This is a genomic window from Kribbella sp. NPDC056345 (assembly GCF_042262745.1).
Lineage (GTDB): Bacteria > Actinomycetota > Actinomycetes > Propionibacteriales > Kribbellaceae > Kribbella.
Genome location: NZ_JBHJQQ010000019.1, coordinates 25,355 through 49,996, shown reverse-complemented (window position 1 = coordinate 49,996; position 24,642 = coordinate 25,355). Strand labels below are relative to the sequence as shown.

The window sequence follows — 24,642 nt, the reverse complement described above, 5'->3', positions numbered from 1 at the left end:
TGAACAAAACGTGCATCCTCAGCGGCGCCGGGCGAGGAACGGCCGGTACGACGCCGAGTGGTCATGACCGCACGCGCACCGGTCGAGATCGCCACCGAGCAATTGCGTCGGGGTGAGCCCGGTCAGCCGGAGACACTCGCGACTGAGATGGGCCTGGTCGGCATACCCGGCGTCGATCGCGAGACCCGCCGTACCGTCGAGACCGGAGCGGCCGGACGGGGTCGCGCCGGCCTGGGCCAAGGCCAGGAAGCCCTGGAAACGCAGCGTCCGCTGGAGCACCTTCGGCGTCGTGCCGACGGCCTGCAGACAGCGGCGGCGAAGCTGACTCGCCGACAGCGACAGGTGGGTTGCCAGCCCATCGATCGAGGTTGACTGCCAAGGCATCAGCGCCAGAACAGCCTCGTGAACAAGCGGATCCAGACGCTCGCTGCTGCGGAACTCGTTCAGCAGGTGGGCCTGCAGGTAGAGCAACGCACGCTCGGGTGTCGCTGCCTGGGCCATCGCCTCGACCAAGCGGTCGGCCGTGTGCCCCCAGAGGTCGGTCAGGCTGAGGTGCTGGTCGATCAGCTCATCCAGTACGGCGGGCAGCGGCGGCGCCGTACCGGGGTGGAACCGGACCCCGACGAGCGTGGTGTGCGCGGGGATGACCTCGATCGCCGGACCGGTCAACGGACCGAGCAACTGCGGCCGGCCGCCGAGCGGGAAGTGGATCTCGACACCGCCGGTGGGGAGGTGGCGGTGGACGTGGTCGATCGCGCCGGTGCGTTGGATCCAGACGGTCCTCACCACACCTGCCAGGCCGGCCACCGGGAGTTGTTCGACGTACTCCACGGGAGCACTGAAGCGGCTGGACTAGACCGGTGTCAAGGAGTGTTACCGGGAAATTTCATTCCGCTGATCCCTTGACCTGGACCCCCGATCAGGTGGAGCTTTGTCCGCATCGGATTTACGAGTCACTTCCGAACATGGTTCGTAAAAGGGAGTCCTGTGGCCATCGTGATCGGGGTTGTCACCCACGCGACGCATGGAGTGCTGTTCCGCGAGGCGGCCAGCACGCTGCGCGGCGTCGATCTGGAGTGGGTCAGCTACGACCACGAGGAGAACGTCCGGGACAAGGTCGCCGAGTTCCTCAGCACCACCCGGCTCGATGGGTTCCTGGCCGGTCCGGTGCCGTACACGGCCAGCCGCGAGCTGCTGCCACCTGGTCTCCCGGTCGGCGTCGTCCGGCCGTCGGCACTCGACCTGACGCTGGCGCTCTACCGGGCGCAGCAACGTGGCTGGGGTGGGATGCCGGTCAGCATCGACACCTTCCCGGCCGAGGCCGTCGAGGCGGTCACCAGTGCACTTGAGCTCGACCAGGACCAGATCACTTCGTTGCCCTATGCACCGACTCAGTCGGTCGAGGAGATCATCGAGTTCCACCGCTCGGCGTACCACCGCTTCGGTGACCGCGGCTACGTGATCAGCGTTCGGGCCGCGGTGCGCGAGCAGCTGGCCGATGACGCGATCGGGATCATGAGCGGGATGCCGGTGCCGGCCACGATCCGGACCGAGCTGCACGAGCTCGCCCTGCGGATCGAGTCGGAGCGGGCGAGCGCGCAACGGTTCGCGGCCGGGGTCTTCCTGATCTCGCAATCGGCCGACGAGGAGCGCGCCCGGGTCGGCCTGATGAACCTGCTGCTGAACACCCCCGAGTTCGCCGGAGCCTGGATCGAGGATCGCGGTCGCCGTGGCGTCGTCGTCTTTGCCCACAAGGCCCTGTTCGAGCGCGTGACCCGCAACTGGGTCGCCGTACCGGCCCTTGCCGAAGCCGGTACGGCGCTCGGTGCGCAGGTGTCGGCCGGGTTCGGGGTCGGCGTCTCCGCGCGCAACTGCGTGCTGCTTGCCGAGCAGGCCGCGGCGCGGGCGGAGCAGGAGAACGAGCCGTGTGCCTACCTGATCGAGGACAGCGGGGTGATCATCGGGCCGATGGGTCCGCTGACCACCTCGGATCGTGAGGCGCTCAGCTTCTCCTACCGCGAGCACGGCGAACACGTCGAGCAGCTCGCGAAGACCGTCGGTCTCAGCGCGGCGACCGTGTCGCGACTGGCCGCCCTCGACCACGAGCTGGAAGGCCGGGCGATCTCGCCTGGAGAGCTCGCCGACCGGCTCGGCATCACGGATCAGAGCGGCCGCCGGCTGATCCGCACCCTCGACGCTGGTGGCCTGGTCAGCGACGAAGGAACCGCACAACACCACCCCAAGGGACGCCCTACGCGTCTCTACCGGCTTCGCATCTCCCAAGAATTAGCGAAGGGAACCACACCATGGAGCTCAACCGCCGCCAGGTCCTGAAGCTCGCCGGCCTCGGCCTGGGCGCGACGGCCACCCCTGGCCTGCTCGCCGCCTGCTCGAACGACACGTCCGGTGGAGGCGCCGGGGACGGCAGCGTGAAGTTCGAGGGCTGGGACTACGAGGCGACTCTGGTCCAGCAGAACCTCGACCGCTTCACCAAGGCCAGCAACATCAAGGTGAACTACACGCCGATCACCAGCGCGCAGTACGTGCAGAAGGTCGTTGCCGAGTTCACCGGTGGTGGCGGCCCGGACGCCCTCTACGTGTACGACGACTCGCTCGCGGCCTGGGTCGAGGGTGACTACCTGCAGCCGATCGACGGCCTGCCTGGCGTCGACGAGGTGTACGCCGCGATCTTCCCCGGTAACGCGGAGGCGATGACGTACCAGGGCAAGCGCTACGGCCTGCCGTACTACACCGACTCGAACTGCCTGATCTACAACGCGGAGATCCTCTCCAAGGCCGGTTTCAGCAAGCCGCCGGCCAGCCTCGAGGAGCTTGAGGCGCAGGCGGCCAAGATCAAGAGCCAGGGTCTGCTGGAGCACCCGATCGGTCTGCCGGCGCAGCTGTCCGACACCTGGTGGGCGTGGGTCTGGGGTCTGGTCTACTCCAGCGGCGGCAATATGTTCGACGATCAGCAGGCGCCGATCATGAACACCACCGACACGGTCACGAAGGATGTCCTGACCTGGCTGCAGAACGCGGCCAACAAGTCGAAGGTGCTCGACCCGGCCTCGCTGCAGCTGTTGCCGGTTCCGGTCGACAACGCGATGAAGGCCAACCGGTACGCGTTCACCATCGGCGCCCGGTACGCACTGCGCGACTACAACGACCCGCAGAAGTCGAAGGCGGCCGGCAAGATGAAGATGGCGCTGGTGCCGAGCCTGGACGGCAAGGTGCACGGGACGATCAGCAACACCCGGATGTACGGCCTGGCCAAGGACACCGAGGTCAAGGACAACGCGTTCAAGCTGCTCACGTACCTCGGCGGCCTCGGTGAGGACAAGACGCCGTACACGGCGAAGTTCTGGTTCCAGCAGCGCGGTCTCGGCTTCGCCTACAAGGACCTGGCCAAGGACCCGGAGATCACCGCGTCGCTGAAGAAGTTCGCGGACCCGGCGATCTACGCGCACCTGGCCGAGATCGCCCGGCCGCGCAACGTCCTCGGTGTCGCCTGGTACACCGAGTTCGAGACCGAGATGCACAAGGTGGTCCAGGGCGTCCTGAGCAACCAGGTTCAGCCCTCGGCCGCGGTCGCGAGCCTGGCGCAGAGCGCCGAGACCCTCAAGAAGAAGTACTCCTGACGTGAGTGTCCTGACCGAACGCCGGCCGCTGGGCGACAGCGCGAAGGCGTGGGCCCTGAACGCCCCGGCCATCACGGTGATCGCCCTGCTGGTCGCGTATCCGATCGGCTACTCGTTCTACGTCAGCCTGCAGCGCAACAACCTGAAGCGTCCCCGGGCCAAGCGGTTCATCGGCTTCGACAACTACAAGTCCCTGCTCAGTGACGACGCCTTCCTGTCGGCGCTGAAGGTGTCCGCGGTGTTCGTCCTCGTCGTCCTCGGGCTGACCGTGATCCTGGCGCTCATCCTGGCCCTGGTTCTGAACGAACGCTTCCGCGGCCGCGGCCTGCTGCTCAGCCTCGCTTTGTTGCCCTGGGCAATGCCCGGCGTGGTGAACGGCCTGATGTGGCGCACGATCTTCGACGCCAAGACCGGGGCTCTGAACGGCCTCATGATGCAGCTAGGCCTGATCGACAGCTACCAGGCCTGGCTGACCTCCGCGACCGGCGCCTTCCTGTTCACCGCACTGGCGCAGGTCTGGAACACCCTGCCGTTCTCGGTGATCATCCTGCTGGCCGGCCTGTCCACCATCCCCTCCGAGCTGTACGACGCCGCGACCGTCGACCGCGCCGGCGCCTTCCGAAGGTTCACCCAGGTCACCGTCCCGTGGCTCCTGCATCCGCTCCTGATCGTGCTGATCCTCGAGACGATGAACGCCTTCCGCGCGTTCGACACGATCTACGTCCTCACCGGCGGCGGTCCCGGCGATGCCACGACCACGATCGCCCTCCTCGACGTACAGACGGTGCTGACCTTCACCGACTTCGGTCTCGGCAGCGCCTACGCCTGGGTCATCACCGCGATCACCTTGATCATCTCGGTCGGCTACATCGGCCTCCTCTACCGGAAAGGCAATTTCGAGGTATGAGCACCCTGGTGCAAGTTCCGCTCCGGTACCGGATTCCGTGGAAGAAGATCGCGTTGTACGTGCTGGCGATCGCGTTCGGGTTGTATCTGGTGCTGCCGTTCTACTGGATCGTGGCGATGAGTTTCATGCACGAGGCCGACGCGATCGCCGTACCGCCGAACTGGGTGCCGGTGAACCCGACACTCGAGAACTATCTGGGGTTCGTGAATCCGAACGCGGCGCAGGAGCTGGTCGGCGGGCGGGCGGTGTCCGAGACGCCGTACTCGTTGCGGAACAGCTTGATCGTGGCGTCGGCGACCGCCGTACTGAATCTGGCGCTGGCGACGTTCGCGGCGTACTCGTTCAGCCGGTTGAAGTTCCGGGGCAGTCAGGTGCTGCTGGTGCTGTATCTGCTGACGCGGATGGTGCCGGGGATCGCGATCATCATCCCGTTCTATCTGCTGATGCGGCAGTTCGGGCTGCTGGACACCTACCTGGCACTGATCCTGTCGTACACGACGTTCGCGCTGCCGATCACGATCTGGATCCTGAAGGACTTCTTCCGGTCGGTACCGCGGGAGCTCGAAGAGGCGGCCCGGGTCGATCGGTGTGGCTGGTTCCGGACGATGTGGTCGGTGTTCCTGCCGGTCGCGGCGCCGGGGCTGGTGGCGGCGGCCGTGTTCGCGTTCATGACGGCGTGGAACGAGTTCATGTTCGCGCTGTTCCTGACCAGTACCAAGGCCGCGAAGACGATCCCGGTGGTGGCGGCGAACTTCGCCACCGACTTCAACACCCAGTTCACCGTGATGGCCGCAGCCGGGGTGCTCGCGGTCGTCCCACCACTCGTACTGGCCCTTCTCTTCCAGCGCAAGCTGGTCCAGGGGATGGCCGCCGGATCTGTGAAGGGCTGAGACGATGGCAGAGGTACGACTCGAAGGCATCACCAAGTCCTTCGGTAGCAAGGTGGTCGTGGACGACCTGAACCTGACTATCCGGGACCAGGAGTTCCTGACGCTGGTCGGGCCGTCCGGGTGCGGGAAGTCGACCACGCTGCGGATGATCTGCGGTCTGGAGCGGGCGACCAGCGGCAACGTGTTCTTCGACGGCAAGCCGGTCAGCTGGCTCCCGGCGAACAAGCGGGACGTCGCGATGGTCTTCCAGAGCTACGCGCTCTATCCGCACAAGACCGTCCGGCAGAACATCGGGTTCGCGCTCAAGATGATGAGAGTGCCCAAGGCAACGATCGACGAGCAGGTGCTGCAGGCGGCCCGGACGCTCGACATCGAGGACCTGCTCGACCGTAAGCCGCGCGAGCTGTCCGGTGGTCAGCGGCAGCGGGTCGCACTCGGCCGGGCGATCGTCCGCGACGCGGGTGCGTATCTGCTGGACGAACCGCTGTCCAACCTGGACGCGCAGCTCCGGGTGCTGATGCGGGCGGAGATCAAGCGGCTGCACGTCGACGTGGCCCGGACCTTCATCTACGTCACCCACGACCAGGTCGAGGCGATGACGATGTCGGACCGGATCGCGGTGATGCGTGACGGCATCATCCAGCAGTGCGCGACGCCTGAGGAGATCTACGAGAGGCCGGCCAACCGGTTCGTGGCCTCGTTCATGGGCTCACCGCCGATGAACTTCGTCAGCGGTGAGCTGGCCGATGTCGATGGTGTCCGGATGTTCCGTAGTGACGCGTTGACCCAGGAGATCAGCCTGTACGGCGATGCGCCGGCCGATGCTGCAGTCGTGCTGGGGGTTCGCCCGGAGGACGTGTCGTTGTCGGCGACCCCGGCGCCCGGATATCGCCAGGGCCGGGTGTTCGTGTCCGAGCCGCTCGGGCCCGACGTACTGGTCACCGTGCGGATCGAGGGCGAGCTGCTGAAGGCGCGGGTGCCGACGCCGTTCCGGCTCGGTCACGACGCGCCGGTGTATGTCGGCTTCAACCCCCAGCGCCTGCATCTGTTCACGGCGGCCGACGGGACCGCCCTGCAGGCTCCGAGACAGGAGGCTTCGTGAGAGACGTTGAGAACGCGACCGTCGAGGTTGCGCGGCCGGACGACTTCGACTCGTTCTGGGCTGCGGGGCTGGCCGACTGCGCGTCGTACCCGCTGGATCCTGTCCTGACCGAGATGCCGACGCTGTCGACCCCACGGGTGGTCGTGTACGACGTTTCGTACGTGAGCTTCGGTGGTCTGCGGGTCTCTGCCTGGTACGCCGTTCCGCGGGGCGGCGAAGCGCCGTACCCGGGTCTCGTCACGATCCCGGGGTACATCTCGGAGCCGACGATTCCGAAGGAGTGGGCCGAGCTCGGGTACGCCGCGTTCGCGGTCGCGCCGCGCGGGAAGCTGCGGTCGAACGCGGTGTTCAATCCGGGGTATCCGGGGTTGCTGACGAACAACATCGTGGACCACAACACCTACGGGTACCGCGGGTTCTACCTGGATGTGGTGCGGGCGGTCGACGTGCTGCTGGAGCGGCCGGAGGTCGACAGTTCGCGGATCGGGCTGGCGGGGTCGAGTCAGGGTGGCGGGCTGGGGATCAGTACGGCGGCTTTGCGGCCTGATGTGATCAAGGCGGTCGCGTGTGGGGCGCCGTACCTGTGCGGGATCATGGCGGCGCCGACGCTGACGCGGTCGTATCCGTATGAGGAGATCAACGAGTACCTGCGGCTGCATCCGAAGGACGTCGACCGGGTGCGGGAGACGGTCGCGTACTACGACGGGCTGAACTTCGCGCCGGCGGTGAAGGCGCCGACTCTGATCTATCTGGGGCTCGAGGATGATGTCTGCCCGCCGGAGACCGGGTTCGCGCTGCATCGCGTGCTGACGTGCCCGAAGACGCTGCGGACGTATGAGCACTGCGCGCATCACGCCGGGCTGCCTGGGGTGATGCGGGTGGTCGAAGACTTCCTGGCCGACCACTTGAAGCCGGTGATCTGACATGGACTTCTTGGAGTATTGGAACGCTGTCGATGACGAGCTGGCCGCGATCCCGGCTCGGCCGGTACTCGATCTGGTTCCGCAGCGGACCAACTCGGAGGCGACGACGTATGCGGTGCGGTTGACGAGCGTTGGGCCGTATCGGGTGTTCGGATCGCTGAGTATCCCGGTCGGTGACGGACCGTTCCCGGCGCTGCTGCAGGTGCCGCGGTACGGGAGTGTCAACAACATGGCGCATCCGAACGACCGCAGCCGGTACGTCGTTCTGACGCTGATGCACCGTGGTCAGCGGCTGGCCGACGAGTTCTTCCGGGCGGCGTATCCGGGACTGCTCACGTTGGGGATCGACGATCCATCGACGTACATCTATCGCGGGATCGCGGCGGACTGTCTGCGGGCGGCTTCATTTCTGATGGGTCTGGTGGAGGTCGATCCGGCGCGGGTCGCTGCCGTCGGCAACGAGCTGGCGATTCTGACTGCAGCGCGGCGGCCGGGGATCAGCGCGGTGCGGGTGTCGGACCTGGTGCTGTATCGGGCGATGGAGGCGCGGCTCTGGTCGAGTCACTATCCGTTGGAGGAGCTGAACGATCACCTGCGCGCTGGTTCGTCGGCCGAGGTGATCGGCCGGACGTTGTCGTACTTCGACCCGATCCGGCATGCGCCAGCGGTGACGGCTCGGACGCTGGTCGGGGTGGAGGATCCGGACTGGTATGCGCCGCTGGTTGATGCGTTGCCGGCTGGTGAGGCGTATCAGGTGACGCATCTCGACGGGACCGACGCCGACTTCTACGACGCGTGGCTCGCTGGACAGGTCGGCGTACCGGCGATGTCGAAGTTCGTGCGATGAAGATCCGGCCGGTCATCAACGCGAACGCAACGGTCACGGTGCTGGGTGGGTCGCTGATGCCGCCGCCGGTCGTGCAGGCGATGGTGGACGCGGCGGGTCAGTTCGTCGACCTGCCCGCGATGTACGAGGAGGTCGGCGAGCGGATCGCGGAGCTGACCCACAACGAGGCAGCCTGCGTGACGGCCGGCGCGGCGGCCGCAATCACGCTGGTCGTCGCGTCCTGTATCGGGGAGCCGGCCCAAGCCTTCCCGGTAGCGGCCGAGGTGGTCATGTTCGCCTCCCAACGCAACGGCTACGACTACTCGGCCCGGCTCACCGGAGCGCGCGTGGTAGAGGTCGGCCCAACCGTGGAGGAGCTGAAGGCAGCACTCGCCGGCCACCCGACACCACCCGGTGTCGAGGCCGGGGCAGCGCCGCCGGGTGTTGGGGACGGGATGGTTGCTCGGCCGGCGTGCGTGTTGTGGTTTGCGGGGGCGCACTATGCGGCTGGGGCGTTGCCGATCGAGGATGTGGTGCGGGTTGCGGGGGAGGTCGGGGTGCCGGTGATTGTGGATGCGGCGGCGCAGGTTCCGCCGGCGTCGTCGCTGTGGCGGTTCACCACGGAGATCGGTGCGGACGCGGTGATCGTCAGTGGGGGTAAGGGGTTGCGCGGGCCGCAGACGACCGGGCTCGTGCTCGGGCGGCGGTGGCTGGTGGATCGGTGCCGACGGCATGCATCACCGAACCAGGAGATCGGCCGCGGCATGAAGGTCGGCAAGGAAGAACTGGCCGCTCTGCTCGCCGCGGTGGAGTGGACGTTGGAGCAGGACGAGGAAGCGCTGCTCGCGGGCTACGAGCGGTCCGTCGCACTCTGGGTCGATGGACTCCAGGGCCTGCCCGGCATCACGGCGTACCGGGGTTATCCCAGCGAAGCCGGCCAGCCCCACGGCCGCGCCGTACTCCGCTTCACCAACCGCTCCCGCGCCGACGTCATCACCGCCCTCTGGGACAACAACCCCCGCATCGCCGTAGGCACCTTCGGCGTCGCCCACAACGAGCTGGCACTCAACCCACAAACCCTCCAACCAGGCGAAGACCAGCTGGTCCTGGACGCCCTCCGCCACCTCCTCACCTGACAGTGCAACTTCTGGCTTCAGACCATAAGCTCGGCAGATGGCGAGGAAGCCGGATGAGACGCGTGACGGGGTTGACCTGACCAATCTGGATGCGCCGCTGTTCGACGGGGCGGAGGCGACCAAGCGGGAGCTGGTCGACTATCTGGATGCGGTGCACGAGTGGATGCTGCCGGAGTTGCGGGAGCGGCCGCTGTCGGTGATGCGGATCCGGCCGGGGCAGCCGGCGTTCATGCAGAAGAACGTGCCGAAGTACACGCCGGAGTGGGTGAAGACGACTTCGGTGTGGGCCGAAGCGTCGAAGCGCGAGGTGTCGTACGCGTTGTGCGACGACCGGCGGACGCTGCTGTGGTTCGCGAACCAGCGGGCGGTCGAGTACCACCCGACGCTGATGCGCGCCGACCGCTGGGACCGCGTCACCCATCTGGTGCTGGATCTGGATCCGCCGGAGGGGGACGACACTTTCGGCAAGGCGGTGCAGGCGGCGTTCCTGGTGCGGCAGGCGCTCGCCGAGGCCGGGCTGACCGGTGCCGTGAAGACCAGCGGGGCCAAGGGCGTGCACGTGATCGTGCCGATCGACGACTCGGTACCGATCGACGACGCGGCCGCGGCGACCCGTGCAATCGCTGCCCGCGCTGAGCGGATCGACCCCGCGGTCGCGACGACGGCGTACATCAAGGAGGACCGGCACGGGAAGGTCTTCGTGGACTCGACGCGCTCCGGCGGTGCGACCGTGGTGGCCGCGTACAGCCCGCGGATCCGCCCCGGTACGCCGGTCTCGTTCCCGGTCGGCTGGGACGATCTCGACCGCGTGACACCCCGCGACTTCACCGTGCGCACCGCGGTCGACCTCTTGGCCGGCACCGACCGCTGGGCCTCGCAGCTGCCCGAGCCGCAATCCCTCCCCGAGGATCTGCTGGAGGAGGGCCGCGCGATCCCGATCGCCCGAGTCGTCGCCATGCACGAAGGTAAACGCCGCAAACGCGCCCAACGCGAAGCCGAGCAGCAGTAACGACAGGAGGTAGCTGGCCTTAGCGACGGGCGCGGCGGCTGGTGCAGCGTGGCGGATGCCCGACGCGGGTGATACCTCCTGTCGTTAGTGCATCAGGCCTCGGTTGCGGTGACGGTGTCGAGGGCGGCTTGGCGGACGTCGGCGACGGAGTGGTTGCGCAGGGCAACCAATAGGCCGCGCCAGGTGGGGGCCCAGCCGGTACGGTGGCCGGCGGTGCTGGTGATGGTGCAGGCGAGGAGGCCGGCCATCAGGGTGTCGGAGCGGAGGAGTTCGCGGGCGGTCGGTTCGAGTTGCTCCGGGGTCCAGTGGGGGTGGGATTGACCGAGCCGGGAGCCGAGCCGGAAGGCGGTGTTGTAGGCGACGATCGGGCGGTCCGCGACGGCTTCGATCAGCGTGGGGAGCTCGGCGGCGAGGTCGTCCCAGGCGATGCCGCGGATCAGCAGGTCCAGGCGGAGGTCGAGGAGGTCCGGGGTGTCCAGTTCGGCTGCGATCACCTTGAGGGTCTGGCGGGTTTCGGCCGGCTTACCCTGCAGAGCCCCGACCAGGCGTTTGGCCAGCTCAGCCAGGCGTTGCCGCGCCGGGTGATCACGGTCGGGAGTGGCGTTCGGCAGGTTGGGGTCGTTCTCCGCACGGACGAGCAGCCGCACGGCCGCCTGCAGGTCGTCCAGGCCACGGTTCGCGGCCACGATGGAGACGAGGGCAGAGGTCGCCTCGCTCCAGGTCTTCGAGTTCAGGTCGGCGATGAATCCGGCGCACACCGGTGCCACCGACGGGCTCCACGGCGCCCACCGCGGCAGCGCGTGCAACGCGGTCCGCACGACCTCGGGCTCGGGCCGATTCGTCACGGCCACGACCAGTTCGGCGTACCGGGAGCGGTACCTCGTTGCCATCCCGTACGCCGGTCGCTGCGTGAGCACGATCGCCGTGGCGGCGCTGTCATGTACCGCCTCCTGCAGCAACGCCCAGCTGGCCGGTTCGTGCAGCAGGTACAGCGAGGCCGCGCTGGTGATCGCGGCGCGCACATCCCGATGCGCGCCGCTCCAAGCATCAGCCAGTACGGCGCTCGCCCCCGGTGCGCGCAGTAGACCGAGCAGCCGCGCGGCCTCCTTGCGGGATGTCACCTTCGCGCCCTCGCCGACCAGGACCGGGTGCAGGAGACCCGGCAAGAGACTCGGCCGGACGAACTGCGCTGCCCGGCTGGCGGCGTACGACGCGACGCGTGCACGGTCGTCGTTGGCATGCGCGAGCAGAAGCGGCAGGACCTCTTGCGGGGAGTCGGTCCACGCGAGCGCGCTCAGTGCGGCTTCTTGGAGCAGGACGTTGTCGTGGTGGAGGAAGGGTTCGAGGGCCGCGCGACCGACCGAGGGGATCCGGCCGAGGGTCGATACTGCCTCCGCGCGCGCCCACTCGGGCATCCGTTCGTCGGCGGCTGCCTGCGCCACCAGCTCGGCGTACCGGGCTTGCTGGCGGGGGAGCCAGGACCGGAGTGCTCGGAGGGGGACCTCCCAGTCGGGGGTGTCGCTGTCGAAGCGGTGGATGCGTTCCGGCTCGGCGAAGACGGCGTCGAGAAGATCGGTGCGCAGTTCGGTGACACCGCCCCAGACGTGCGGCCACTGGGCCATGCCGACGTCGCGCCGGATGATCTCGGCAACCCGCTCGCTGCGGGTGTCGCGTCGCCACAGCCAGAGCTCGCAGGCTTCGTCGACGGTGTTCTCCTGGTTCGACCAGACGCCTTGGGCGAGTGCGTCCTGCAGGTGGTCGATCGTCCAGCCACGCTTGTCGAAGGCCCGCGCGATCGCGAACGGCAGCCGGAACTGGAGGCGGGCGACTGCATTGTCGACGTACGGGCGGAGGACGTCGTACACGGCGATCTCCTGGCCGTGGGGGAGTCCGTCGATCACCCCGTAGAGCATGATCGTGCCGTTGTTCTGGGTGATCCGGCCGTGAGTCTCCAGACCCCATTCGAGCAGCGCGATCTGGTTGCGCATGGCTCCTTGCCGCAGGGCGCTCAGTGCGATCTCGACCAGCGAGTTGCGGGTGCCCCAGCTCGAGTCGCGGGACTCCAGCACAGCGGTCGACAGGATCTGCAGCGAACCGGTCAGCTGGTCGCTCAAGGTTGAGGGCGGCAGTTCGTTGACGGCTTGTATGACCGCGCCGAGTACGCGATCGCGATCGTTCCGGACCTTGGTCGCCCATTCCAGCGCGCTCTCGATCGCCGCGGGTTGCCGGGAGCGACCGGCCGCTTCGATGACCGAGCGGTAGACGATGGCACGGTCGTCGGCGTCCGGGTGGTGGACGTCCGGTGTGAGCAGGGCGAACGCCTCGTCGTACGGGAGGAAGGCGGTGGTCCGCCGGCGTTCGCGGTCGTGGTCGGCGACCGGGGCGAGGGTCAGCATTCGGCGGGCCTGCTCGACGCGTAGCTCGTGGGGGAGCACGGTGAGCAGGCGGGCCGGGAGGACGGCCTGGCCGAGGTCGACGGACTTGGTGATGCCGGTGAAGATCGTCGCGCGGCGGCTCGGCGGGAGGTCCTCGACGAGCAGGGTGGGGTCCGGCCAGAGCAGTTCACCGAGGGCGATCAGGTCGTCGTCGGCGTACCGGTTCAGGCGGCGGCGGACGGCCGGGGTGAGGGCCTGGTGGAGCGTGTGCGCGCGGTCGGGTTCGAGCAGCAGCTCGAGGACGAGGGGATCGGCGTCGATCAGCCGGCCGAAGACCGAGGTGATTGCTGTCGGCAACTGTTCGGGTGGGAGCGCGCGGACGAGCAGGAGCGTGGCGCGCTCGGGATCGTGCTCCAGGACACCGGTCAGCCCGAACGCCGGGCCTTGCCACCACTCGTCGCGATCCGGCCCGGTGGGCAGGGTGCGGAGCGCGTAGTCGTGCACGGGCCCGGGGTGTTTCGCGCCCAGGCGGCGCCACTCGCCGCTGCCGAGGCAATAGGCGAGCTCAGGCAGGAGACGTTCGACGGTCGCGTCGTCGGTGGCGACGAGCAGTGCGGCGGCGGCCGGATCACCCCAACGTTCGCGGTGGTCGTCGATCAGGCGGGCAGCCAGCCGCGAGCGGCCGGTCTTGCGGACGACCTGCAGGAGGCCGGCGCGCAGCCTGGCCGGGGCGTCGTCGTACAGGATCCGCAGGTCGTCGTCCGAGACCGGTACGCCGTTCCCGACCGCGGCGAGCGCGCGAGAGTGAACCGACGGGACCGGGTCGTTCAGCAGACGGGTCACGGTCGCGACGTCTCGGGTCGCCTCGGCGATAGTCAGGCTGAGGGAGCGTTCGTACGGCGTGCCGGCGGTGAGCTCGTCGAGGAGATCCCGCAGATCGGGTGCGCTCAGGCCGCGGGCCTCGGTGATGACCCGCCGGAGGCGCTCGCCGTACGGGAGGTTGTCGATCGACCGCAGCAAGTCTTTGGCACGCATGACCCCATCCTGCCTAATGACCGAGTCAGCTGACCTGCTCGAGCTCGGCGAACGCAACCGCCAGCTTCGGCAACGTGTAGTGCGCGTTGAGCCCACTCGGGTTGGGCAGAATCCACACCCGCGTGGACCCGATCAGCCGCTCCTGCCGCCCCATCTTCGCGTCCCGCTCACCGAACGCATCCCGGTACGCCGTCACCCCGACCACAGCCAACCACTCCGGCTGATACTCCAGCACCTTCGCCACCAACTGCTCCCCGCCGGCCACCAGCTCCGCCCGGCTCAACTCCCCAGCTTTGACCGAAGGCCGCGCCACCACGTTGGTGATCCCCAACCGGTAGGTGAGCAGCTCGCCCTGTTCCTCCGGCTTGAGCTGCCGCGGAGTGAACCCACTCAGGTGCAACGCCGGCCAGAACCTGTTCCCCGGCCGCGCGAAGTGATGCCCCGTTTCCGCCGACATCAGCCCCGGGTTGATCCCACAGAACAACACCTTCAGATCAGGACCGATCACGTCGGGCAGAGGCTGCATGCCTAGACCGTAGCCAAGGACACGTAGTAGTCGGGCGCCGGCTGGATCCGCACGCGGGGCGGTGGCGTGCGGAGCGGCCGGGAACCCACTACTACGTGTCGTTACCGACAACCTCAGTCGTTCTCGTTGTTGAGGCCGGCGGGGAGTTGGGCGGCGATGCAGCTGCGAGCCACGAAGAGCCAGATGGTTTCGCCGAGGGCGTCGACGCGGATCATCGAGGCGCCGAGGTCGTTGGTGGAGTAGCGGTAGCCGCCGGTGGACGGGAGGGCGAAGCCGACCGGGTCGTGGAGGCGGCCGGAGGTGTAGTTGCTGTCGACGAAATAGTTGTAGTAGCCGGTGCAGGCGGCGGGGTTGATGCGGACGATGATCGCGCCGTTGCCGGTGTGTGGTGCGGCGTCGAAGTCGCGGCCGAAGGAACGGCGGTGGGACAGCCGCGAGCTGGTGTCGCTGCTGCAACTGGCGGCGACCGGAGTCGAACTGGACAGGTCGAGGGCGCCCGGGACCAGGAAGGCGCAGAAGTTCGAGCCGTCACCCGCACGCCAGCGGCCGAAGTGGAAGTTGTTCGGTGTGGTGGTGTGCACATCGAAGCGGGTGCCGGCGATCGCCGTGCCCATCACGTAGCCGCACGACTTGTTCGCCAGCCAGCCGCCGGCGGGGATGGTACCGAAGTTGTTGCAGGCGGCGGGTTTGGTGACGTTGCCCTTGGTGACGTACTGGTTGACGGCGTGCGCCGGTGCTGCCAGCGCGCAGAGGGTTGCGACGATCAGCGCCGCGAGGAGACGCCTCATCAGCAGAACCAGCCGTCCTGGACCCAGCCGTCGTGGTTGATGTCGCCGTACGCGAAGCCGAAGGCCCACTCGCCGCTGATCTGCTTGACCAAGAAGGTCTGCGGTTTGTGCAGCGTGCCCATCCGGGCGCCGCCGGGCTTGACGCGCAGCTCGAGGTCCTGGGCGCAGACGGTCTCGCGGACGCCGACGGTACCGCCGGCGGCATGGGCTGGTACGGCGGTCAGTGCTGCACCGGTGATGAGCACGGCACCGGCCAGAGCGGTGACGCTGCGGGCCTTCACCAGCTGCCCCATCCGCCGAGGCATTCGTAGCGGACGAAGCCCCAGTCGTTCGGGCCGAAGTCCTGGATCGAGGCCCAGCCGTTGTAGACCGGGTGCTTACCGCGGGTGTGCCCGACCTTGTTGCCGTAGACGAGGGTGCGGAGCGGGTTCACCGGGCCGGGGATCGCGAAGTTGTAGTTCTCGTACATCGTCGCGTCCTGGCACACGATGATCGCGTGCTGCGGCGGATCGACGGCGACCGCGGCCTGGGTACCGGCCAGCAGTACGGCGCCGGTCACGGTGGCCGCGGTCAGGAGGAAGGGGGCGGACTTCCTTGTCATCAGAACCTCCATGGAGTTGTTATCTGTGATGACGGTAAATCGTGTCGCCCAAGATGGCAATGGCTGTCATCACTGGATACAGTGAGCCGATGGGCGCCCGGGCGGAACGCAAGGCTTTCTACGGCATCGCCGAGATCGCGGACGCACTCGGCCTGAACCGGCAGCTCGTCACCGCCTGGCGCCGCCGCCGCAGCCACGGCATCCCGGAACCGGACGGCGAGCTCTCGTCCGGGCCGATCTGGCGCGGTACGACGATCGAGCCCTGGATCGATGTGGTTCGTTCCCAGCGGGACTCGCCGGCGCAGCCGATCAGCCCCGAGTTCGCGTTGCAGGCAGGCCGCCGGATGCTGCGGGTCGCGGCGCTGCTGCTGGAGGAACCGATCCGGCTGAAGCTGCTCAGCCAGTCGCTGGCCGAGGCTCGCGAGCTCCTGCCGGTCGCCGAGGACGCGGCCGACGATCCGCTCGGCCGCGCCGTACGGCAGGTGTTGTCGCCGCTGCGCTACGAGTCCGGCAACCTGCAGCGCTTCCGGCGGAAAGTGCTTGCTGAGCTAACAGCGCTGGAACCCTTGGTAGAGCTGGCGGCAGAATCCCTTCCGGAAGCAGACAGTGCGGGTTAGTGTGCGTGCCGTGATCGTCGAAGTACCTGGCTACCGCCTGGCGGAGCCGCTGGGTGCGGGTGCGACAGGGGTGGTGTACGCGGGGGTCCGGCTGGCCGATGGGGGGTCTGTCGCGGTCAAAGTCGTGCATCCGGAGCTGGTCGACCCGCAGTACCGTGACCGGCTGCGCCGCGAGGCCCAGCTGGCCGAAGCTGTCGTGCATCCGGGTGTGGTTCGCGTGCACGAGGTCGGCGGTGAACGCGACCAGGCCTGGCTGGTGATGGACCGCCTCAGCGGGCCGGATCTCCAGCAGCTGCTGGATTCTGACGGTCCGCTCCCGGTCGCTCAGGCTGTCGAGCTGCTCGCCGACGTGGCTGACGCGGTCGACGCCGTACACCGTGCCGGCGTCATCCATCGCGACCTCAAACCGGCCAACCTCATCCTCCACGACGGACGCCCGATGGTCGCCGACTTCGGCGTCGCCCGCCAGCTCGCCAGCCTCGAGTCGACGACCGGCCTGGACCTCAGCGGCGATGCCTGGCTGCACAGCGGTACGCCGTCCGGTCCGTCCCTGGGCTCGATGGCGGGAACCGTTGCCTACATGGCGCCTGAGCAATGGCGCGGCGACCCCGTCACCCCAGCCACCGACGTCTACGCCCTAGGCGGCACCCTCTACGCCCTCCTGACCGGCCGCCGCCCGTACGACCGCCGAACCCTCCCCGAACTCGCCTACGCCGTAGCCATGCTCCCGCCTCCAACCACCAATACCCAGTACGACGAACTCATCCGCCAAGCCATGGCGAAAGATCCAGCCGACCGCCACCCAACCGCCGCCGCCTTCGCCACCGCCCTCCGCACGGTGGCCGGCCAGCGGCCTCAGCCACGGGAGGGGGCTCGCGTTCACAACAGACGGCCGGAGCGGCGAGGGCTTGGCGCCCAGCTTGTCGGCCGCATGGTCGGCGGGCGTGAGGGGCGAGTGGGGTGGAGGCGGCGGTGGGTTGTGGGGGTGGCTGCGGCTGGTGTCGCGGTGGTGGGGATTGGGGTTGCCGTGGTGTTGGGCGGGGGATCGGGGGCTGTGGAGGAGCTGACGGTTTGTGCTCGGGATGCGACGGTGCGGGAGGCGCCGCGGAGCCGGGCGGTGGTGGCGACGGTTTATCGGGGGGATCGGTTGACGCCGATCAAGCAGCGGGACGGGGAGACGTGGGTGCAGGTCCGGTTGCCGGACGGGCGGACCGGGTGGTCGTTGACGGAGTACGTGCGACACAGCTGCTAGTTCGTCAACCCGGGGTTGACGAGGTCGAGGTGTCAACCTAGGGTTGACGCATGACTCCTGGACCGGATCTTCAGCAACTCATCAACACCATCAAGGACGACGCCGGTAGCGACGACGAGCTCGTGCAGCTCGGGACGGCGGCGTCGACCATCAGTGAGCTGACCAGCACCGGTGATGCGGCGCTCGGGTTCTTCGTGGACCGGGCGCGGGGTGCGGGGAAGTCGTGGGTCGAGATCAGTGGGGTGCTCGGAGTGAGCAAGCAGGCGGCGCACAAGCGGTTCGCGGACTCGTGGAGTACGACGCCACAGTTCGACCGGTACACGCAGCGCGCGAGGAACGTCGTACAGGCAGGTGCTGCCGTGGCTCGCGAGCGGAACCACAACTTCGTCGGCACCGAGCACCTGCTGCTCGGCTTCTTCGCCGAACCGGACTCCATCGCGACCAAGGTGCTCACCGGTCGCGGCATCACCGAACAGACGGTCCGCGAGGCGGTCGACGTACTCAGCCCGGCGTCCGACACGACCGATACATCCACCCCGGACGAGCCGCCGTACACGCGTCGCGCCACGCATGTCCTGCACGGGGCCGTCGCGGAGGCTCTCACGCTCGGCCACAACTACGTCGGCACCGAGCATCTGCTGCTCGCGTTCTACCGTGACGCCGAGACTGTCGCGGCGAAGGTGCTGCTCGGGCAGGGCCTCGACGAGCAGACCGCCTGGCAAGACACGCGCGTCCTGCTGGATCAGTACACGAAGTAGGTTGGGGCGCATGCCTGACTGGTCTGCGCGGTTGAGTGAGTTGGCGGAGGCGGCCGCGGTTCCGGGCGCGGTGCTCGGTATCTGGGCCGGCGGTGAAACGACGATCACGCCGTACGGCGTCCTGAACGTCGCGACCGGGGTTCCGACCACCGCCGACTCGCTGTTCCACCTCGGTTCGATCAGCAAGGCCTGGACGGCGACGATGATCGTCCAGCTCGCCGACGAAGGCCGGTTCGAACTCGACGACACTGTGGTCAAGGTGTTGCCCGAGGCCCCGATCGACCCGCGGATCACCGTCCGGCACCTGCTCACCCACACCAGCGGTATCGACGGCGACGTCTTCACCGACACCGGCCGCGGGGACGACTGCGTCGAGCGGTACGTCGCCCTCCTGGCCGGCGTCCCGCTCCTCTTCGACCCCGGTGCGGCGTACTCCTACTGCAACGCCGGCTTCGTCATCCTCGGCCGCATCATCGAGGTCCTCGACGAGCGCACCTGGGACGAATCGCTCAGGGCCCGCCTGATCGACCCGCTCGGCCTGACCAAGACCGTCACCCTCCCCGAAGAGGCGATCCTGCACCTCGCCGCGGTCGGGCACCGCGATGTCGACGGCGTACCGGTGAAGACCTGGCAGCTCCCGCGCAGCATCGGCCCGGCCGGCACGATCGCATCGACCGCGGCCGACCTGCTCACCTTCGCCCGCTCGCACCTGACCGACCGCTACCTCGCAATGCGTGAGCCACAAGGAATCGACACCGGTGGGTCCGGCGGATTCGACGTCGGCCTGACCTGGCGCCTGTACGACTGGGGCGGTCACCAGCTGTTCGGCCACGACGGCGCGACGATCTCGCAGCTCGCCTATCTCCGCATCGATCCGGCGGCCGAGGTCATCGTCTGTCTGCTCACCAACTCCGGCAACGGCAACGCTCTGTTCGAGCCACTCGCCACGGAGGTCTTCACCCACCTCACCGGCGCCGCCCACCCCACGCCGCCGCAACCTCTGGATCTCCCCACCGACGACCGCCACGTCGGCAGATACGAACGTGCCTCGGTCCGCCTGGACGTCGTACGGCGTGATGGCCGGCTCTGGGCGCACTACCAGGCGACCGGGGACCGGCTCGCGTTCGCCGAGAACCCGGTCACCGAGTTCGAGTTGTTCCCGACCGAACCGGCCGACGGCAACCACTTCGTCCTGCGCGACTCCCCGAGGCATCCCTGGGTGCCGATGACGTTCAAGGAATCCCACGTGCTGACCTCTGGCCGAATTACTCCTCGACTTTTGGGTGATGCGAGCTAACGTCGTGACGTGACCAGTGCACCTGCTGAACTTCCTCGTACGGCTGGTGACCTTCGGGCCGCCGGCTATCTGCCTCGGTCAGTCAAGGCCGAGCTTCGTGACAACCTGCTGAAAGAACTCCGGGCCGGGCGTGATCCCTGGCCCGGCATCGTCGGCTTCACCCGGACGGTGATTCCGCAACTGGAGCGTGCCCTGCTCGCGGGGCACGACGTCGTACTGCTGGGTGAGCGCGGCCAGGGCAAGACCCGGCTGCTGCGCACCATGGTCGGACTGCTGGACGAGTGGACCCCGGTGATCGACGGCGCCGAGCTGCCCGAGCACCCGCTCGAGCCGATCACGCCTGCGTCGATCCGGCGCGCGGCCGAGCTCGGTGACGAGCTGCCGGTGGCGTGGCTGCACCGCAGTCTCCGGTACGCCGAGAAGCTCGCGACCCCCGATACCTCGGTTGGTGACCTGATCGGTGATGTCGACCCGGTGAAGGTTGCCGAGGGCCGCAGTCTCGGTGACCCGGAGACCATTCACTTCGGGCTGGTCCCGCGTTCGCACCGCGGGATCGTGGCGATCAACGAGCTGCCCGACCTGGCCGAGCGGATCCAGGTCGCGTTGCTGAACGTGATGGAGGAGCGCGACATCCAGGTCCGCGGGTACACGCTGCGGCTGCCGCTGGACGTGTTGCTGGTGGCAACGGCCAACCCGGAGGACTACACCAACCGCGGTCGCATCATCACGCCGCTGAAGGACCGGTTCGGTGCGGAGGTGCGGACGCACTACCCGCTCGACATCGAGTCCGAGATCGACGTGATCCGGCAGGAGGCCGAGTTCACGGCCGAGGTCGGGGAGCCGCTGCTGGAGGTGCTGGCGCGGTTCGTCCGGCACCTGCGGGAGTCGCCGGCGATCGACCAGCGGTCGGGTGTTTCGGCCCGGTTCGCGGTGGCTGCGGCGGAGACGATTGCCGCGGCGGCGTTGCGGCGGAGTGCGATCACCGGTGAAGAGCCGGCGGTGGCTCGTCCGGTCGACCTCGACGCGGTCCCCGCCGTACTGCGGGGCAAGCTGGAGTTCGAGCCGGGGGAGGAGGGGCGCGAGATCGAGCTGCTCGAGTACCTGCTGCGCCGCTCGGTCGCCGACACCGCGCGGGAGCGGTTCGCCGGTCTCGACCTGACCCCGCTGGCGCATGCTGTTGCTGAGGGCAACCTTGTCACCACGGGTGAGCGGGTGCCCGGCAAGGACGTCCTGGCCGCGCTGCCCGAGCTGCCGGTCCTGCACGACGTCGCCGCCCGCGCCGGGGTCGACGCGAGCGATTCGCCCGGCCGGATCGCGGCCGCGGTCGAGCTGGCCCTGGAGGCGTTGTACCTGTCCAAGCGGCTCGCGAAGGACGCCGACGACGACACGACGGTCTACGGGGTCTGATGACTGCATCGATCCCGGAAGGCTGGTCCTACGGCCCGTGGCACGACGGGCCGGATCCACTGGCGCCGCCGGTGGACCTGCGTGACGCGCTCGACGAGATCGGCCGCGACGTGATGAACGGATCCTCGCCGCGATCCGCGCTGGAGGAGTTGCTCCGGCGCGGTACCGAGCGGACGCAGGGTCTGGACGACCTGACCCGGCGGTTGTGGGAGCGCCGCCGGGAGATCCAGCGGCGGCACAACCTGGACGGCACGCTCCGCGATGTGCAGCGGTTGCTGGAGGAGGCTTTGGAGGCGGAGCGGCGCGAGCTGTTCCCGAACCCTTCCGACGATGCGCGGTTCGCGGAGGCACAGCTCGACGCACTGCCTTCGGGTACGGCGGCCGCCGTACGGGAGCTGGCGTCGTACGAATGGCAGTCGTCGGAGGGGCGCGCGAAGTACGAGGAGATCCGCGAACTGCTCGGGCGGGAGTTGCTCGGGTCGCGGTTCGAGGGCATGAAGGACGCGTTGCAGCAGACGACGCCGGAGGATGTCGAGCGGATCAACGAGATGCTCGGCGATCTGAACGCGTTGCTGGCTGCGCATGCACAGGGTCGGCCGGATGTGCCTCAGCTGTTCGAACAGTTCATGGCCAAGCACGGGGAGTTCTTTCCGGAGAATCCGCGGACGGTCGAGGAGCTGATCGACGTACTGGCTGCTCGGGCGGCTGCGGCGCAGCGGATGATGAATTCGATGACGCCCGAGCAGCGGGCCGAGCTGGCTGAGTTGTCGCAGCAGGCTTTTGGTAGTCCGCAGCTGGCTCAGCAGTTGGCGCAGCTGGATTCACAGCTGCAGTCGTTGCGGCCGGGTGAGGACTGGTCGGGGTCGGCTCGGATGAGTGGTGATGATCCGCTCGGGTTGGCCGAGGGTGCGCGGGCGATGTCGGATCTGGCTGAGTTGGACGCGTTGGCCGAGCAGCTGTCGCAGTCGTATCCGGGTGCGCGGCTGGAGGACATCGATCTGGATGCGTTGACCCGGCAGTTGGGTGATGAGGCGACGGTCGACGCTCGGCGGTTGAGCGAGCTCGAGCGGCAGCTTCGCGACCAGGGGCTGCTGGAACGCGCGCCGGATGGCTCACTGCAGTTGTCACCGAAGGCGCTGCGGCAGTTGGGGCAGACGGCGTTGGCCGACGTACTGCGGTCTGCGCGTAGTTCGGGTGAGCGGGACGCGGCGAATGCCGGTGCTGCCGGTGAGCTGAGCGGGTCGACACGGCCATGGCAGTTCGGCGACACCCAGCCGTGGGACGTGTCGCGGACCGTGCAGAACGCCGTACTGCGGACTGCTGGTTCTGGTGGACGCGGATCGGTGCGGCTGGACGTGGCGGATGTGGAGATCGCCGAAACCGAACACCGGGCTCGGGCCGCGGTCGCGTTGCTGGTCGACACGTCGTGGTCGATGGTCCAGGAGAACCGCTGGCTCCCGATGAAGCGGACAGCCCTCGCCCTGCATCAGCTGATCTCAACGCGGTACCGCAACGACGCACTCCAGCTGATCACGTTCGGCCGGTACGCCGGAGTCGTCGAGCTGCCGCAACTGATCGGCCTCGAAGGCACCTGGGAACAAGGCACCAACGCCCACCACGCGTTGCTGCTGGCCGGCCGCCACCTCCGCCGCCACCCCGACGCCCAACCAGTCGTCCTGATGGTCACCGACGGCGAACCGACCGCCCACCTGGAACCCGACGGCACCGCCGAGTTCTCCTACCCACCCGAGCCGGCCACCCTCCGCAAAACCATCTTCGAGGTAGACCGCCTGGCGAAGCTGGGTGCCACCCTCACCGTCTTCCGCCTGGGCGACGACCCACGGCTGACCGCCTTCGTCAACCTCCTGGCCCGCCGCTCCGGCGGCCGGGTCCTGGCCCCCGACCCCGACGGCCTGGGCGCCGCCGTAGTCACCGACTACCTCCAAACCCGCCGCAACCTCTAGGACCCGAACGCCAGCCCCATCACAACTGAATCCCCGACGACCGCGCCCGCCTGAACCCAGCGGGCGCAGTCACCTGTGATGGCCTGGCGATCCGGCCCATCCCAGTCACTCGCCCACCCCTGACCCGGCCGTCAGCACTAGCCACGTCGCGGCGCCCGCCCGACGTGGGGCGCGGACCTCAGGCACTGGCCAACCTGCTGGGTGGTGCCTGCCATGCCACCGCCGAGCGTGCGTCCGCCGCAACCTCCGTCGTTGGTCAGTGCCGGGTCCGGACGCCCATCACCCAGGAACCCCGTGGATCGGGCACCCCGTGTCGGCCTTCAGGCGTGGCCTTGGGGTGCCCGGCTTGGTGGGTGGTGGCGGTCCGCCTGAACCTCGTCTGCGCGGACGCCCAGGCCATCACAATCGGTCGACCTTCGGCCCGCGCCCGCCTGAAGCCGGTGGGCGTGCTCACTTGTGATGGCCTGGCGGTCCGGGCTGCCCGCCGCAAACCTCATCCCGCGGCGATGGGTGGGTTCAGCGGATGCGGCGGGCTTGGGTGGGGTCGGGGGTTTGGGCGGTGAGGATCTGGGTGAGGAGTTCGATGCCTTCGATCAGGCGGGGGCCGGGGCGGGCGAAGTAGCTGTTGGAGTCGACTGCCCAGACTTCGGAGTCGATCGGCAGCAGGTCGTCGTGTACGAGGCCTTCCGCTAGCTCGTAGGCCGCGTCTACGCCGAAACCGCACGGCGCGACGATCACCACCTCGGCCCCGGCCAGTGCACTCCACTCCACGGGGTGCGATCGAGCTCCCGCGGTACCCAGGATGTTCACGCCACCGGCCAACTCCACTTGCTCTGGGAGCCAATGTCCTGGTGCGTAGGGCGGATCGGTCCACTCCAGCAACGCGACCCGCTTGCCGGTCATGCGGCCGAGAGCGTGGGCGCCGGGTCCTCGCCGCTCCGGCCGTCTGTTGGGATCGCAAGCCCGCTCCGGTGGCTGGGGCCGGCTCCTGCCCGCCGTGGCCGGCGTGGTCGGCGTGCCTGCCGTGCCCGTTGTGGCGGTTAGGCGGTGGGTGAGGTTGGTTAGGAGAGGGGTTGGGTTGCGGTTTATGGCTTTGGCGATTTGCTCGATGGAGGTGAGGACTTCGGGGAGGGTGTGGGGGTTGGTGGTGACTACCTTGGCGGTGCAGCCTAGGTAGTCGAGGGCGGAGGAGACGTCGGTGGTGTCCAGGGCGCAGGCGGCGCAGAGGTCTTGGGTGATGATGACGTCTGGGTTGAGGTCTTGGAGGGCGCCGGCGTCTAGTTTGTAGAGGTCTTCGCCGGCTGCTACCCGGGCTCGGACGACTGCGTCGATCTCGCCGGGGGTTAGGCCTTCGGGGAGGGTGGTGGTGGAGACGATGCGGCGGGTGCGGGCGGCGGCGGGGTAGTCGCATTCGAAGGTGACGCCGACGACGGAATCGCCGGCTCCCAGGGCGAAGCAGATCTCGGTTGCCGAGGGCAGAAGCGAGACGATGCGCACCAAACGACTGTAGACGAAACCTGACCGGTACCCGGACGGAACGCCGTCGACACCGCACCGGTTGCGATTCATCGATGGAGACGCCGATTGTCTC

At 68.3% G+C, this 24,642-nt stretch carries 22 protein-coding genes; 15 read left to right on the top strand and 7 right to left on the bottom strand.

Going from position 1 to position 24,642, the window contains the following annotated elements; translation table 11 throughout:
- Positions 1–18 precede the first annotated feature (18 nt).
- Complete coding sequence (locus tag ACFCV3_RS38850; RefSeq protein WP_376039443.1) at positions 19–831, bottom strand: helix-turn-helix domain-containing protein; 813 nt, start codon at positions 829–831, stop codon at positions 19–21.
- Positions 832–987: 156 nt separating this feature from the next.
- Between ACFCV3_RS38850 and ACFCV3_RS38845 the strand changes: the two genes are divergently transcribed.
- From ACFCV3_RS38845 to ligD, 9 genes are read left to right on the top strand one after another with little or no spacing between them, the layout of a single operon-like run.
- The gene (locus ACFCV3_RS38845; protein WP_376039440.1) at positions 988–2,334 is read left to right on the top strand and encodes a hypothetical protein; all 1,347 of its coding nucleotides are present in this window, start codon (positions 988–990) and stop codon (positions 2,332–2,334) included.
- On the top strand, positions 2,307–3,638 hold the full coding sequence (locus ACFCV3_RS38840) for an ABC transporter substrate-binding protein (protein ID WP_376039439.1): 1,332 nt from the start codon (positions 2,307–2,309) through the stop codon (positions 3,636–3,638). The genes ACFCV3_RS38845 and ACFCV3_RS38840 overlap by 28 nt, the downstream gene beginning before the upstream one ends.
- A gap of 1 nt (position 3,639) precedes the next feature.
- On the top strand, positions 3,640–4,545 hold the full coding sequence (locus tag ACFCV3_RS38835) for a carbohydrate ABC transporter permease (RefSeq protein WP_376039436.1): 906 nt from the start codon (positions 3,640–3,642) through the stop codon (positions 4,543–4,545).
- Positions 4,542–5,435 (top strand): carbohydrate ABC transporter permease, encoded by an 894-nt coding sequence (locus ACFCV3_RS38830; RefSeq protein ID WP_132410956.1) that lies wholly within the window; start codon positions 4,542–4,544, stop codon positions 5,433–5,435. Before ACFCV3_RS38835 ends, ACFCV3_RS38830 begins: the two co-directional genes overlap by 4 nt.
- A 4-nt stretch (positions 5,436–5,439) precedes the next feature.
- Positions 5,440–6,537 (top strand): ABC transporter ATP-binding protein, encoded by a 1,098-nt coding sequence (locus tag ACFCV3_RS38825; protein ID WP_376039434.1) that lies wholly within the window; start codon positions 5,440–5,442, stop codon positions 6,535–6,537.
- Entirely contained in the window at positions 6,534–7,460 is a 927-nt protein-coding gene (locus ACFCV3_RS38820) for an acetylxylan esterase (RefSeq protein WP_376039432.1), read from the top strand. Before ACFCV3_RS38825 ends, ACFCV3_RS38820 begins: the two co-directional genes overlap by 4 nt.
- A gap of 1 nt (position 7,461) precedes the next feature.
- Positions 7,462–8,307: an acetylxylan esterase gene (locus tag ACFCV3_RS38815; RefSeq protein ID WP_376039429.1), complete on the top strand. Its 846-nt coding sequence runs from the start codon at positions 7,462–7,464 to the stop codon at positions 8,305–8,307.
- On the top strand, positions 8,304–9,422 hold the full coding sequence (locus ACFCV3_RS38810; RefSeq protein ID WP_376039426.1) for a hypothetical protein: 1,119 nt from the start codon (positions 8,304–8,306) through the stop codon (positions 9,420–9,422). Before ACFCV3_RS38815 ends, ACFCV3_RS38810 begins: the two co-directional genes overlap by 4 nt.
- Positions 9,423–9,459: 37 nt before the next feature.
- Entirely contained in the window at positions 9,460–10,431 is a 972-nt protein-coding gene (gene ligD, locus ACFCV3_RS38805) for a non-homologous end-joining DNA ligase (RefSeq protein ID WP_376039423.1), read from the top strand.
- 92 nt (positions 10,432–10,523) lie between these two features.
- On the opposite strand, the gene ACFCV3_RS38800 is transcribed toward ligD, so the two are convergent.
- The 5 genes from ACFCV3_RS38800 to ACFCV3_RS38780 all read right to left on the bottom strand — a co-directional run bounded on the left by ACFCV3_RS38800 (position 10,524) and on the right by ACFCV3_RS38780 (position 15,756).
- Complete coding sequence (locus tag ACFCV3_RS38800) at positions 10,524–13,841, bottom strand: HEAT repeat domain-containing protein (RefSeq protein ID WP_376039421.1); 3,318 nt, start codon at positions 13,839–13,841, stop codon at positions 10,524–10,526.
- Between the two features lie 25 nt (positions 13,842–13,866).
- Positions 13,867–14,367 carry a G/U mismatch-specific DNA glycosylase gene (gene mug, locus ACFCV3_RS38795; RefSeq protein WP_376039418.1) on the bottom strand — a complete coding sequence of 167 codons (501 nt, stop codon included), beginning with the start codon at positions 14,365–14,367 and terminating at the stop codon, positions 13,867–13,869.
- Positions 14,368–14,480: 113 nt separating this feature from the next.
- Positions 14,481–15,155, bottom strand: a complete 675-nt coding sequence (locus ACFCV3_RS38790; RefSeq protein WP_376039415.1) for a hypothetical protein — start codon at positions 15,153–15,155, stop codon at positions 14,481–14,483.
- A complete protein-coding gene (locus tag ACFCV3_RS38785) occupies positions 15,155–15,448 on the bottom strand; it encodes a hypothetical protein (protein ID WP_376039413.1) in 294 nt (97 codons plus the stop codon). Before ACFCV3_RS38785 ends, ACFCV3_RS38790 begins: the two co-directional genes overlap by 1 nt.
- Entirely contained in the window at positions 15,433–15,756 is a 324-nt protein-coding gene (locus ACFCV3_RS38780) for a hypothetical protein (RefSeq protein WP_376039410.1), read from the bottom strand. The genes ACFCV3_RS38785 and ACFCV3_RS38780 overlap by 16 nt, the downstream gene beginning before the upstream one ends.
- Positions 15,757–15,845: 89 nt before the next feature.
- Here ACFCV3_RS38780 and ACFCV3_RS38775 point away from each other — a divergent pair, with 89 nt between their 5' ends.
- The 6 genes from ACFCV3_RS38775 to ACFCV3_RS38750 are packed head-to-tail and all read left to right on the top strand — an operon-like array spanning position 15,846 to position 23,051.
- Positions 15,846–16,373: a hypothetical protein gene (locus ACFCV3_RS38775; protein ID WP_376039408.1), complete on the top strand. Its 528-nt coding sequence runs from the start codon at positions 15,846–15,848 to the stop codon at positions 16,371–16,373.
- 10 nt (positions 16,374–16,383) lie between these two features.
- Positions 16,384–17,625, top strand: coding sequence for a serine/threonine protein kinase (locus ACFCV3_RS38770; protein WP_376039405.1), 1,242 nt, complete (start codon positions 16,384–16,386; stop codon positions 17,623–17,625).
- Between the two features lie 50 nt (positions 17,626–17,675).
- On the top strand, positions 17,676–18,383 hold the full coding sequence (locus ACFCV3_RS38765; protein ID WP_376039402.1) for a Clp protease N-terminal domain-containing protein: 708 nt from the start codon (positions 17,676–17,678) through the stop codon (positions 18,381–18,383).
- Positions 18,384–18,393: 10 nt separating this feature from the next.
- A complete protein-coding gene (locus tag ACFCV3_RS38760) occupies positions 18,394–19,680 on the top strand; it encodes a serine hydrolase domain-containing protein (protein ID WP_376039400.1) in 1,287 nt (428 codons plus the stop codon).
- Positions 19,681–19,689: 9 nt separating this feature from the next.
- The gene (locus ACFCV3_RS38755) at positions 19,690–21,087 is read left to right on the top strand and encodes a sigma 54-interacting transcriptional regulator (protein ID WP_376039397.1); all 1,398 of its coding nucleotides are present in this window, start codon (positions 19,690–19,692) and stop codon (positions 21,085–21,087) included.
- The gene (locus ACFCV3_RS38750) at positions 21,087–23,051 is read left to right on the top strand and encodes a VWA domain-containing protein (RefSeq protein ID WP_376039395.1); all 1,965 of its coding nucleotides are present in this window, start codon (positions 21,087–21,089) and stop codon (positions 23,049–23,051) included. The genes ACFCV3_RS38755 and ACFCV3_RS38750 overlap by 1 nt, the downstream gene beginning before the upstream one ends.
- A 516-nt stretch (positions 23,052–23,567) precedes the next feature.
- Here ACFCV3_RS38750 and ACFCV3_RS38745 read toward each other — a convergent pair.
- On the bottom strand, positions 23,568–24,548 hold the full coding sequence (locus ACFCV3_RS38745; RefSeq protein WP_376039392.1) for a cobalamin-binding protein: 981 nt from the start codon (positions 24,546–24,548) through the stop codon (positions 23,568–23,570).
- Positions 24,549–24,642: the final 94 nt, after the last annotated feature.